Raw genomic sequence first — 13,649 nt, 5'->3', positions numbered from 1 at the left:
TATCATTTTTTATTTGATAGCCTTTTCTATAAATAGAAAATTGATATGAAAAAGAATTATTTAGCATTGCTAATTTTGATGATGTTAACTCATTTGTCATTCGGGCAAGTAACAACGTCTCCCACTACAGTTCTTGCCGATCAAGCGGCAACAATTACATTCAATAAGACAGGGACTGGTCTTGCTGCTTACACGGGAATCATATATGCATATATTGGTGTTACGGTCAACGGTGTAAGATTTCAAAACATCAAAGGTAGTAGTGTTTTTAATAGTCCGTTGCAACCGCAAATGACGCAAGTTGGAACTACTTCAAATTACACACTGTCAATTTCTCCCGATTTATATACTTATTTTGGGGTTTCTGCCAGTAATTCAATAACAGAAATTTGTTTAGTTTTAAGGTCAGCAGATGCTACTTTACAAACTTCACCTGATATTTTTATACCTGTTGGAGCTTTTCAATATACTTTATCTACTCCATTGCTGAATAGTAGTACTATAATAGCAAGTAATTCCAGCGTAACAGTAACAGCAACAAATACAAATGGTGCTGCGTCTTATACTCTTTTTGCAAATGGGGTTAGTATCAACACAGCAACTACAGCTTCTTATTCTTATACGGACACTGGCGTTACTGTAAATAAAAACTACGAATTAAGAATTACACAAGGAGTAACAACCTTCAACCCAAAATTTTCTGTTATTATAAATCCCGGAACCACTTCCGCTGCTATTCCAACAGGTTTAACAGATGGTATTAATTACAATCCAACAGACCCCACTAAAGCAACATTAGTATTAAATGCGCCTACAAAAAGCTTTATTTACGTTGCGGGTAGTTTTAACAACTGGCAACCAGGTGCGGCATACGCAATGAAAAAAGATACGGCATCCGGTTCTACAAAATACTGGTTAGAATTAACAGGTTTAACGCCAGGTCAAATGTATGCATATCAATATTGGGTTTGTGATGTTGTTAATGTACCAACAGGTTCACCGGCAATTGTTAAAACAGCAGATCCTTATTCAAAACTTGTTTTGTCTCCTTTTGACGATCCTGAAATTATAACTTTAGGAGTCTATCCTGGTTTACCGGTTTATAATGATATTGCTCCGGGACAACAAAGAGAAGTAACTGTTTTACAAACCGGACCAACAGCATGGTGGAATTATACATGGAGTGCTGCCACAACTAATTTTGTTAAGCCAAAGAAAAAAGACTTAACAATTTATGAGGTCTTAGTTCGTGATTTTGATGCTAACAAAACGTATCAAGATTTGATTAATAGAATAGATTATTTCAAGAATCTAAAAATAAATGCAATCCAATTGATGCCAGTAATGGAGTTTGAAGGCAATGAAAGTTGGGGTTATAATTCGGTTTTTCATTTGGCAGCCGATAAAAGATATGGTCCACCAGCTAAGTTGAAAGAATTTATCGATTTATGTCACCAAAACGGTATTGCTGTTATTCTTGATATAGCTTTAAACCACGTTTTTGGTCGTTCACCGCTCGAAAGAATGTGGATGTTAGATACAGATAACGATGGTTGGGCTAATGGAACAGGTTTTAGAACCTCTACTGAAAATCCGTATATTAATCAAACAGCAACTCATGCCTACGGAGTTGGAAGTGATATCAATCATTTTAGAACTTCTGGACCAGGTGGAGATGTAATAACCCCGTATGTTACCGCAACAATTAAAACATGGATTCAAGATTATAAAATTGACGGTTTCCGTTGGGATTTAACAAAAGGATTTACCAACAGTTGTACAAGTGGAGATGAAACTTGTACCAATTCCTATCTAGCCGATAGAGTTTTAAAATTAAAACAATATGCAGATATACAATGGAGTTTTGACCCTAATTTTTTAGTGATTTTTGAACATCTAGGAACAGGCGGTTCAGCTACGGAAGAAACAGAATGGGCTAATTATTTGCGCTCTGGAGATACTAAAGGAATTATGCTATGGAGAAAAATGACCGATCCTTATGCTAATTTATTAAAAGGGAATTATGCAGATCTTTCAGGCGTAGCAGATGCTACAACTAACAGATTTGTAGGTTATGCAGAAAGTCATGATGAAGAAAGGGTAGGATACAAAGCTTTTAATGAAGCTGGTCAAACACAAGGTAACTTAACTAAAATTTTACAAAGATTTCCAGCATTGGGTGCCGTCCATCTTTTAGTTCCTGGGCCAAAAATGATTTGGCATTTTGCAGATTTAGGAAATACAGCTTCTTTATGGACATGTAATAACGGGAATGTTTCTTATACCGCACCAGATTGTAAATTAGACACAAAACCACAGCTTCAATGGACAAACAATTGGTTAGGTGATGCTAACAGATTAAACATTTACAACAGTTGGGCAAAAATGATTGAATTAAAGAAAAATGAAGACGTTTTTGAAAATGGTTCATTTGCTTGGAATTTAAGCGCAACGGGAAGTCCAAGATTAGATGTTTGGACCAGTACTTCTCAAACTGCAGCATTGAGCTATGTTTTTGTGAGAACCAATTTCTCAGATAATACGCTTAATACAGGTGCAGGGTTTCCTTTTACAGGGACGTGGTATAATCTAATGGACAATACATCTATCAATGTTACCGACCAAAATATGAACATTGCTATTGAGTCAGGAGGCTACAGAGTTTATGGTAATAAACAGGTGACTTTAGGTTCAAGCCAATTTGATTTTGCAAGTAATTTGTATCTGTTTCCAAACCCAACATCACAATCATTTACTATAAACGGACAAGTTTCTAAAGTTGAAATATATTCTATTACCGGTCAAATGGTTAAATCTTTTAATACTATTCCTTCAGAAGAATATCAATTTGATGTAAACGATTTGAGCAATGGTGTTTATTTAGTCAAAGCTATTGACAACAATAATAGTGTAAAATCATTAAAATTAATTAAACAATAAGGTTAGAGTTAGTAAAGCTTAATTTGTTTAAAAGCCACGTTGTAAAATGTGGCTTTTTTGTTTTTCATAAAATTGTACTATAAGTTTTTTTGTATGGCTTATGAGTATTATTTTTGCCTAATGAAAAAACCTTCAAAATCAATTTTTGTTAGAATTCTAAAAATCACTGGAATTACAGTTGTTATTATTCTATTTCTATTGTTTTTAATTCCGATACTTTTCCCCGGGAAGATTGCGCAAGAAGTTAAATCGTTTGCAAATGATAAACTAAATGGCGAATTAAATTTTAAAGAAGCTAACCTTTCTTTCTTCAATCACTTTCCATCACTAACATTAACACTTACTGATTTCTCTCTTAAAGGTTCAGCTCCTTATAAAAAAGAAACTTTATTGGCTGCCAACGAAGTGTCTTTTGGAATCAATATCAGGACGTTATTATTTGATAAAAAAGTCAATATTGATAAGATTTTCGTTTCCAATGCATTGATTAATGTAAAAGTCAATAAAAAAGGTGAAGCCAATTATAATGTCTATAAGTCAGAAGATACTTCAACTAAAAAAGACAGCTCAGGTTCTTCCCTGAGACTCGAAAAAATTGCTATCGAAAACAGTCATATCATTTATGATGATAAATCCACAAAGATGCTTATCGATGCCAATGGTTTTAATTACGTTGGGAACGGCGATTTAGACAAAGCCATTTTCGATTTATATACGGAAGCCGATATCGAGGATTTTGATTTCAGTTACAATGGCGAACAGTATTTAAAAAACAAAAAAGTAAATGCCGATTTGATTACTAAAATCAACACCAATTCGTTGGCATTTATCTTTGAGCAAAACAATTTAAAAATAAATAAGTTGCCTGTAGAATTTAAAGGCAAATTCGATTTCTTGAGCAATGGTTATGATATGGATTTCAATATCAAATCACAAGACAGTAAACTAAACGATTTTTTCACTGCCTTACCACCACATTATGTTACCTGGCTTGACAAATCAAAAGTTAAAGGGAGTACCGATTTACTATTGACGCTTAAAGGCAAATACATCGCTTCCAAAAATCAAAAACCCGATTTGGCTTTCAATATGAAAATTCGTGACGGCTATATTAATTATAACGACGCGCCATTTCCGGCTTCCAATATCTTTTTAAACTTTGACACCAAATTACCATCGCTCGACACCGAAAAGTTGAGGGTAAATATTGATTCTGTTTTCTTCAATGTTGATAAAGATTATTTCAAAGCCATTGTCAAAACGGTTGGAATAGCAAAGCCACAAATTGCAGCTCGAATTCAATCTAAAATCAATCTAGGCAAAATGAATAAAGCCTTTGGTTTGCAAAATATGGATTTGCGAGGCATTCTAAATATGGACATCAAATCTAACGGAGTTTACGATAAAAAGCACAATAAAATTCCGGTAACCAATGGCAAAATAGCCTTGAAAAACGGCTATATAAAAACGATTTATTATCCAAATCCGATAAAGAACATCAATCTTTTGGCGACTATTTTAGATACAGAAGGTTCTACCAAAGATTTAAAAATAAACATTACGCCAGCCTCATTTGAATTTGAAGGAAAGCCAATTTTTGTAAATGCCAGATTGAAGAATTTCGACAATATCAACTACGATATTAAAGCTAAAGGCGAATTGGATTTAGGAAAAATCTATAAAGTCTTCTCCCGAAAAGGTTTGGATTTAGAAGGTTATGTAAATGCGGATGTTACTTTCAAAGGTTCGCAAAACGACGCGATGAAAGGCAATTATAAAAACCTACACAACAGCGGAACGTTGAAACTACGCAACATTAAAACCACTTCTGAATATTTGCCAAAACCATTCATCATCAAAGAAGGAACATTTGTTTTCAATCAGGATAAAATGAATTTCAATGATTTCGTTGCCAATTATGGGCAGTCCGATTTTAAAATGAACGGATATCTGCAAAATATAATCGACTTTGTATTGACAGATAAAGCAATTCTGAAAGGGAATTTCGCATTACAATCGAGTTATATAAATTGTGACGAATTTATGTCGGCTTCAACAAATCAAACTGCCGTTCCGGATATTCTTAAAGAGAATACAAAACCTTTAGCGCCGGCAGAAACTGGAGTAATCGTTATTCCAAGTAATTTCGATTTGCAGTTTCACGCTGTCGCGGATAAATTAAATTTTCAGGATTTAACTTTAGAGAAACTAAACGGAAACATGCTCATCAATAACGGTAAACTGATGCTGAAAAACAGTAGCTTTGATATCGTTGGAAGCAATGTCAAAATGGATATTGTTTACGGAAGTGAATCGCCAAACAAAGCGTCTTTTGATTTCAAAATTTTGGCCAAAGATTTCGATGTAAAACGGGCTTACAAAGAAGTAAAACTATTCCGCGAGATGGCTTCTGCAGCCGAAAACGCTGAAGGAATTATTTCGTTAGATTACCAAGTGGCTGGAAAATTAGACGGTAATATGCAGCCTGTTTTCCCATCGCTTGTTGGTGGCGGAACACTTTCTGTAAAAAAGGTAAAAATGAAAGGCTTTAAAATGTTTGGTGCAGTAAGCAGAAAAACAGGAAAAGAAGCTATCAAAAATCCTGATTTATCTCAAGTAGATATCAAAACTAAAATCAAAAATAACATCATAAACATCGAACGGTTTAAATTCAAAGTGGCAGGATTTCGTCCAAGAATTGAAGGACAAACCAGTTTTGACGGAAATTTAAACATCAAAATGCGATTGGGATTGCCGCCATTAGGTATTATTGGTATTCCGATGAAAATTACCGGAACTAAAGACAATCCAAAGGTTAGTCTGGGAAGACAATCTGAAGATTTGAAAGAAACGGAATATGATGAAGGGCAGATTCCTGATGCAAATACCCAACCACAAACCACAAACCCTAAACCATGAACAACGCAATTGCAGGATTCTCAAAACTAACCAAAGAAGAAAAAATCAATTGGATTGCCAATGAATATTTTGCCAATCCGGCCGATGCTGTTGCTACAATAAAACAATATTGGAACAGTGATCCCAAACTCCAACAATTGCACGATGAGTTTATTGAAAACACCATTTCCAATTTTTATTTACCAATGGGAATTGCGCCTAATTTCTTAATTAACGGGAAATATTATTCGGTGCCAATGGTTATTGAAGAAAGTTCGGTTGTAGCGGCAGCAGCCAAATCAGCAAAGTATTGGAGCACGCGCGGCGGATTTAAAGCTACTGTTTTAAACACCGAAAAAATAGGGCAGGTGCATTTTCTGTTCAAAGGCGACACAGCAAAACTTACTTCGTTTTTCGATACAATAAAAACCAATCTAATAGCTTCCACAGAAAGTATTACCAAAAACATGCAGAAGCGTGGCGGCGGAATCACATCTTTGGAACTCCGAAATAAAACGACCGAATTAGAAAATTACTTTCAGTTGCATGCGACTTTTGAAACCAAAGACAGCATGGGCGCGAATTTCATCAATTCGTGTTTGGAACAATTGGCCAAAACGTTAAAAGAAGAAGCTGAAAATTATGCAGGTTTTAATAATTCGGAAAAAGACATTACGGTTGTAATGAGCATACTTTCGAATTACGTTCCGAATTGTATTGTTCGTGCCGAAGTTTCCTGTAAAGTCGAAGAATTGGCCGAAAAGAAAATTGAAAACCCACAAGAGTTTGCCGAAAAATTAGTGCAGGCCGTTCGCATCGCCGAGATTGAACTTTTCCGCGCAGTTACTCATAACAAAGGAATTATGAATGGCGTTGATGCTGTAGTTTTGGCAACAGGGAATGATTTCCGCGCTGTCGAAGCTGGCGTTCATGCTTATGCTTCGCGAAATGGTCAATACTCGAGTTTATCTCATGCCAAAATTGAAAATGGCGTATTTACTTTTTGGATGGAAATTCCATTAGCCTTAGGAACTGTTGGTGGTTTGACTTCATTGCATCCCTTAGTAAAAATGGCTTTGGAAATTCTGGGAAAACCGTCGGCACCCGAATTAATGCAAGTTGTTGCCGTTGCAGGTTTGGCACAAAATTTTGCAGCCTTACGGTCATTAACTACAACCGGAATTCAGGAAGGACACATGAAAATGCACATCAATAATATTCTAAATCAGTTTCAAACTACAGCCGAAGAACGAAAAATAATTAAAAGTCATTTTGAAAACACTTCAATTTCGCATGCATCAGTTGTAGAATTTATTGAGAAATTAAGAAAGTAATTTTGAAACAAACCTTTTACAGTAACGGGAAATTACTCATCACAGGAGAATATTTGGTGCTCGATGGTGCCAAAGCGTTTGCCTTGCCTACCAAGTTCGGTCAAAATCTAATCATTGAAGAAGCTGAAGGACAAATTATTCATTGGAAAAGTTTTGACAGCGATGGAAGCATTTGGTTTGAGGATACTATTCCGTTTGTATCCATCATTAGAAAAGAGCGTTTTGATGAGGCTAAAAACAGTAAGAACACTTTAATCGAGATTTTACACGAGGCTTTTAGAATGAATCCTGATTTAATTACAAAGTCAAAAGGATATACTATTAGAACCGAATTGACGTTTCCAAAATTTTGGGGTTTAGGCACTTCTTCTACTTTAATCAACAACATTGCCCAATGGCTACAAATCGACGCTTTTGAGCTATTAAAAAGAAGTTTTGGAGGTAGCGGTTACGATATTGCCTGCGCTCAAACTAACAGTCCAATTGTATATCAGTTGGTCAATGAAAAACCAGTGGTTGAAATAGTAAATTTCAAACCTGATTTTACAGCTAAAATCTTTTTTATTTATCTCAATAAAAAGCAAAACAGTAAAGCGGCGATTGCATCTTATTATGGCAAACAAGGAAATATTCAAAATGCATTGAAAGTAATTAATTCAATTACAAAAGAGGTAATCGAAGCGACAACTTTAAAAGAATTTGGCATCGCCTTACAAAATCACGAAATTGAATTGAGTGCTATTTTAGAATTACCAACCGTTAAAGAAGCATTGTTCCCTGATTTTGATGGCGTGATAAAAAGTCTAGGCGCTTGGGGTGGCGATTTTGTGATGAGTATCTCCAAAGAAAACCCAGCTGAGTATTTCAAAGAAAAAGGGTTTGATGTAGTGATTCCTTATAGTGAAATGATATTATAAAAAAACCCGTCTCGTTAGTATTGAGACGGGTTTTATATTTCATTCAGATTGCTAATTAATAAAAATCAGCTCTGTTGTCTTCAATATCAGCATCGTCTTTCAACGCTTGCATAAATCTTCCTGAATTTCCAACAGCTTGTTGTTTTACTTTAGCAATGTAATCGTCATATTTGGTTATTGCTGGTGCTTTGGTAACGGCTTTCGTAGCGATTACATACACTCCTGAATTTCCTTCAATAGGTTTTGAAACTTGACCAGCTTTAGATGAAAATGCTAAACCTACTACTTTTGGTTCATAACCTGCATTAGGGATAGAAGGATTTTCAATAGTTAAATCAACTGCGTTCATAACAGTAACTTTATTTGCTGCTGCTATTGCTGCTATTGAAGCGCCTTTCATTTTAGCTTCTATTTTAGCTGTTTTCTTTTTGTTTTTCAAGATGTTCTCCACTTGAGGTCTTGCTTCTTCAACTGACATTAATCCTTTTGCCGCAATGCTTTTCAATTTAGCAATAACATGACCAACATTTACGATTTCAAATCGTTTTACGCTACCAATTTTAGTGTCACCATCAAAAGCCCATTTTACAATTTGTCTTTGATTGCTTAATGTGCCAAAATTCTCATCGATAGCTTTTACTCTGGTTGCTGGACTTGCAGTTAATTTGGCTTCTTTTACCAAAGCTGCAAAATCTTTATTGGCTGCATCCATTTCAAATTTGGTTGCCTGTGTATAGATTTTATCATTCGTAGCTTCAGAAGGTTGAATTTTTTGAGCAATAGTTGCTAGTTTAACCGCATCTTGCTTGTCAGTTACTTGGATAATGTGGTAACCAAATTCTGTTTCAACCAAACCAATTTTTCCGATAGGATTATTGAAAACAAAATCATTGAACGGTTTTACCATTTGTCCAGGCGCAAAATAACCTAAATCGCCACCTTGTTGAGCAGAGGAATCATCAGAATTTGACATGGCTAACATCATGAACATTCCAGGATTTGCTTGGGCTTGTGCTAATAAACCTTCTGCTTTAGCTTTAGCTTGTTCTTTGGTTCTTTTTTCTTTTTTGTTAGGAACTTTTGTTCCTTCCCAACTGATTAGGATGTGACTTGCTTTTACTTTTGCCCCCGATTTTCTGCCTAATCCTTTTGAAATACAATAGTAATTACCTTTCATGTATGGGCCGTAAACTTGACCTACTGGTAAATTAAATAATTGCTCAGCGCTTTCAGCGGGTAAATCTTGTTTTGAAATATAAGTTGAATCAAACGGAACATCAGAATTTGCGTTTACAAAGTCAGCATTATCAGTTACTGTTCTAAAGCCTTGAATGGTGTCATTTTTACCTGTTTCTTTATTATAACGAACACTTGGCAATAATAAGGCATCAACATTTTTCTTAATTTCAGCTTCGTCTTGTGCTGATGGTTTCTCAGCTATCAACACATAATCCAACTCACGAGATTCTTCCGATTTGAATTTCTTCTCTTTCGTTTTCATGTAAGCAATGATTTCATCATCAGTTACTTTTACATCGCTATCTTTTATCGTAGAAAAAGGAACCATTACATAATCAAAACTCACTTTGTTAGCTTCTGCTTCGTATTTGAATTTTCCTTCAGTTTGAGTAGTATACATTCCACCTTTTATCATCGAATTGTAGATATCATACTTTGCTCTTAACTCAGCATTTTTTTCTTGATCTTTCAACATTTCCATTCCGTTTGGAACTTGTTTGAAATAATCCTTAAACTTATTTAAGTCAAATTTTCCAGCGGCGTTTAAGAACATTTGGTTTGAACCAATATTTGGATCCGCTTTGAACGCTTCAACAATGTGTTTTTCGCCAACACGGATTCCTAATTTTTCGAACTCAGCGTTAAGCAGCGCCACTTGAACTTCTTGGTTCCAAACTTGGTTTGAAGCTTGCATCGAAGTCATGTTTTGCCCTTGAGCATTCTTTTCAGTATTTGCTACTTTTATTCTAAACTCATCGAAAGAAATATCTTTTCCATTTACGCTTCCTACGTCTTTTGACAAACTTTTAAAACCTTTTGTAAACAAATCTTGTACAACAAAAGACAATAAAGCAAAACCTATCGCTAATAAAAGTAAGCCAGAACGTTTTCTAATTTTTGATAAAACTGCCATTTCTATTTTTGTTAATTTTTAATTCAGTTTGCGAAAATACAATTATATGTGAAATAATAATACTCACACAGTTATAATTTCATCTAATTTTTGATTTTTTTTCAGAAATTAATCTAATACCGTCATTTTTACCAATTCGATTTTCTTATTCGTCGCTTCTTCAATGATAAATTGAAAATTACCAATGGTTATTTGTGTTCCTTTTAGCGGAATTTCTTTAGAAAAGTCAACAATAAATCCGCCTAAAGTTTCATAAGAATCGCTTTCGGGAATATTGAATTTGTAGGTTTCATTTAAATATTCAACATCCAAACGCGTTGAAAAAACATAAGTTGAATCATCGACTTTGTTTTCCGTCAATTCTTCATCAGAATCGTGTTCGTCTTCAATTTCTCCAAACAATTCTTCGACGATATCTTCAATGGTTACAATGCCTGAAGTTCCGCCATATTCGTCTAAAATTACGGCAACACTTTTTCGTTTTTTGGTCAACAAATTCATAGCGTCTTTTATCAAAATGGTTTCGGGAACGAATTCTACCGCAATCATAATTGATTTTACGCTTCTTGGTTTTTTAAAAAGTTCAAACGAATGAACATAACCCACAATATCGTCAAGCGTATTGATGTAAACTAATATTTTTGAATAACCTGTTTCGATAAAAAGGTCCCTCAAATCAACTATAGAACTGTATAAATCAACTGCTACAAGTTCAGTCCTTGGCGTCATGATTTCTCTAGCTTTAACACCAGAAAACTCTAAAGCATTTTGAAAAATCTGAATTTCTGAATCAACAGTTTCATGATCTTGAACGGCATTCATTTGTTCTGAAATATAATTTCCCAATTCTACTTTACTAAAAGACAAATTGATTTGATCACCTTCGGTTTTGAAAAATTTTCGCAAGACATAATCGGAAACCCAAATCAAAAATGAGGAAATGTAATAAAAGAGTTTGTAGAAAAAATAGGCTGGCAGCGCAAAGAATTTGATAAAACTATTAGCGTAGATTTGAAAAAACACTTTTGGTAAAAACTCAGAAGTCATTAAAACAATAAGTGTTGAAATGGTTGTTTGCAACAATAAATTGGAAAAATCGGTTAAATGTAATCCCATGGTTTCAAACCAACGCATCAGTAAACCACCCATAAAAAACCCGTAAACAACCATAGAAACATTGTTTCCCACGAGCATGGTGGCAATAAACTTGGATGGTTTTTGGGTAAGTTTGGTTAAGATTTTGGAAATAAAATCATCTTGTTTTTTTTCAATTTCAAGATAAATTTTGTTTGAGGAAACAAAAGCGATTTCCATTCCAGAGAAAAAAGCGGAAAGTATCAAGCATAGAATGATTATTCCGATTTCCATTAATTAAAGTTTTTTGTTGTGGTCGTCAAACTTTTTGGCAAACCTTCTTCTGAAGAAAAACATGAAAATACCAACAGCGGTGAATGCGATACTGATATAGGCTTTGTTTGTTTCGCCGGCTTCAAATTTCTGATAGGCGTCAAAGGCAAATATAAAACCTGCAATTAAATACGCGTATTGTGTAAATCTTAAATAGTTCATAGTGGTTATTCTGACTGGACTTCTCCAGATATTTTTTGTGAGTTAACTTTTTTGAAATCTTTGCTAAAATCAATTCCTTCGCCATAAGAAACTCCTTTTGGTGAAGTAAATTTAAACTTTTTTTCGGTAAAAAACCATTCGTTTTTTTGGTCGTAATATAATTGCTCTGTTTCAAGCAATTCGCCATTTTGATTGGAGATTTTCACATTGTCCTGTAAATCTATAAGATTGGTGTCTTTATGAGATACCGCATACTTGGCATCAATATAGGTTTGCTTTCCGTTTTTATCAAATAACGTCAAATGAATGCCTTTTGGGAATTCGGTAAACGGGAATTCTACTGTGGCATAATCTAACATTTTTGGACTTATCAAATTGGCTGTTATTCTCCCCGAATCGGTGTATTTTAAATTAATATCATCAGCATCACCACTTGGTGAAAATTCGGCAAAACCCATTTTTTGAACATCACGAAAGTTACTTTCACATCCAATTACAATAAAACAAAAAAGGATTGATAGAATAAATGAGGCGCTATTTCTAATTAAATACGTCATTATTTTGCTGGAAAAGTAATGGTTTCATTAATCCAACAACCAATGGTTAGCGATATCCCATTCATTTTTGCTTTAGAAATTTCGGCTGTTGTTACCGATTTCGCCTCGAAATCTTTTGCCATTTTATCTGCGGTTGGTTTTAATCTTGGTTCAGCAATTCCAGCTTTTTGTGCCGTTTGAATTGCCAAATAATAAACTGCTTTTTTTTCAAAATCAGTTTTGCCACAGTCGTTAGCGCTATTGCTGTAAAGTTGTGCCAAGAATAAATAGGCTTTCCCCATTTTTGAATCGGAAGTTAAAGCTTTGTTTAGGTATTCTTTTGATTTTGGTAAATCGTTTGCCAATAAACCAGTAGCAAGGGTGTAATATATTTTGGCTTTTTCTAAAGAATTTGTTTGTAATTCCGCCGATTCATTATAAAACTTAATTGCTTCAGTAAATTTTCTTTGTTTAAGATTTCCCAACGCCAAGAAGTTTGCAGATTGTGCTGTAACTTTAAGTGCATATAGTTTTTCAGCCAAGGTCATAAAAATTGGTTTGTTACTGCATTTTCCTGAAAGGCTCATTAAAGCAGAAGTAATCCAATCGGTATTTTCTTGATTGTCGGGATAATTTTTTGAGTAAAAAGCGTCTAGATTTTCACAGGTTGCCAAATCTTTTATCAAGTTATCAATGGCGTTTTGTGCCGTTTTATAATCTCTGTTTTCGGGTTTTGATGTTTGTAATTGATTAAGTAAGGAATTAACTAATGAGTATTTTTCTAAAACAGCATTGGCCGTTATTTTCTTGTCGCCGCTATTAAATTTTTCACAATACATACTAAAATACGTAAAGATAGCGTTGGCATCGATGATATTTTGTGAAGCTTTGGCAAACCCGCTATCTAATAGATTGAAGATTTCGTCTTTGGAGTCAATTTTATTAGCAATCAATACCATTGCTTTATTTACTTCGAAATCTGGTGTGTTTAAAGGAAAGTTTTTGTTGTATTGGTCATACAATTTCAGGACATCGCGAACCAGTTTTTCTTTTTCTTCGGGCGAAGCTGCATTGTCAATTTTGTATTGCAGAATTTGAAGTCCATTCGTATAAATAGCTTCGTTTTCTTTTGGGCAATTTTTTCTAACATCACTCCAAGCATCGAAAGATTCTGTAATTTTCTTTGCTTTAAAGAGTTCTTGGTATTCTATTATTTTTGAAGCGCAATCAAACTTTTGAGCATTGCTATTTGTAATAAACAAAATGCCAAATATGAAAATAATTGCCTTCATAAATTTTTAGT

Annotated in this window: 9 protein-coding genes; 4 read left to right on the top strand and 5 right to left on the bottom strand. The window is 34.4% G+C overall.

The window, feature by feature from the left end; all coding sequences use genetic code 11:
* The first annotated feature begins 45 nt into the window (after positions 1–45).
* From QWY90_RS12335 to QWY90_RS12320, 4 genes are all read left to right on the top strand, one after another.
* Positions 46–2,940 (top strand): T9SS type A sorting domain-containing protein, encoded by a 2,895-nt coding sequence (locus QWY90_RS12335; protein ID WP_290286259.1) that lies wholly within the window; start codon positions 46–48, stop codon positions 2,938–2,940.
* Positions 2,941–3,060: 120 nt separating this feature from the next.
* Positions 3,061–5,859, top strand: a complete 2,799-nt coding sequence (locus QWY90_RS12330) for an AsmA family protein (protein WP_290286257.1) — start codon at positions 3,061–3,063, stop codon at positions 5,857–5,859.
* Complete coding sequence (locus QWY90_RS12325; protein ID WP_290286255.1) at positions 5,856–7,172, top strand: hydroxymethylglutaryl-CoA reductase, degradative; 1,317 nt, start codon at positions 5,856–5,858, stop codon at positions 7,170–7,172. The genes QWY90_RS12330 and QWY90_RS12325 overlap by 4 nt, the downstream gene beginning before the upstream one ends.
* Positions 7,173–7,174: 2 nt before the next feature.
* The gene (locus tag QWY90_RS12320) at positions 7,175–8,089 is read left to right on the top strand and encodes a GYDIA family GHMP kinase (protein WP_290286254.1); all 915 of its coding nucleotides are present in this window, start codon (positions 7,175–7,177) and stop codon (positions 8,087–8,089) included.
* Between the two features lie 55 nt (positions 8,090–8,144).
* Here the strand turns inward: QWY90_RS12320 and QWY90_RS12315 are convergent, their stop codons facing one another.
* From QWY90_RS12315 to QWY90_RS12295, 5 genes are all read right to left on the bottom strand, one after another.
* Positions 8,145–10,241: a peptidylprolyl isomerase gene (locus tag QWY90_RS12315; protein WP_290286253.1), complete on the bottom strand. Its 2,097-nt coding sequence runs from the start codon at positions 10,239–10,241 to the stop codon at positions 8,145–8,147.
* Between the two features lie 108 nt (positions 10,242–10,349).
* The gene (locus tag QWY90_RS12310; protein WP_290286252.1) at positions 10,350–11,609 is read right to left on the bottom strand and encodes a hemolysin family protein; all 1,260 of its coding nucleotides are present in this window, start codon (positions 11,607–11,609) and stop codon (positions 10,350–10,352) included.
* A 3-nt stretch (positions 11,610–11,612) separates the two neighbouring features.
* Positions 11,613–11,810 carry a hypothetical protein gene (locus tag QWY90_RS12305; RefSeq protein WP_290286250.1) on the bottom strand — a complete coding sequence of 66 codons (198 nt, stop codon included), beginning with the start codon at positions 11,808–11,810 and terminating at the stop codon, positions 11,613–11,615.
* A gap of 5 nt (positions 11,811–11,815) precedes the next feature.
* Entirely contained in the window at positions 11,816–12,367 is a 552-nt protein-coding gene (gene lptC / locus QWY90_RS12300) for an LPS export ABC transporter periplasmic protein LptC (protein WP_290286249.1), read from the bottom strand.
* The gene (locus QWY90_RS12295; RefSeq protein ID WP_290286248.1) at positions 12,367–13,638 is read right to left on the bottom strand and encodes a tetratricopeptide repeat protein; all 1,272 of its coding nucleotides are present in this window, start codon (positions 13,636–13,638) and stop codon (positions 12,367–12,369) included. The genes lptC and QWY90_RS12295 overlap by 1 nt, the downstream gene beginning before the upstream one ends.
* Positions 13,639–13,649 lie beyond the last annotated feature (11 nt).

The sequence above is a fragment of the Flavobacterium paronense genome, from assembly GCF_030409795.1.
Taxonomy (GTDB): Bacteria; Bacteroidota; Bacteroidia; order Flavobacteriales; family Flavobacteriaceae; genus Flavobacterium; species Flavobacterium paronense.
Note: the sequence above shows the minus strand (reverse complement) of the source record. Positions and strands in the feature narration are given on the sequence as shown.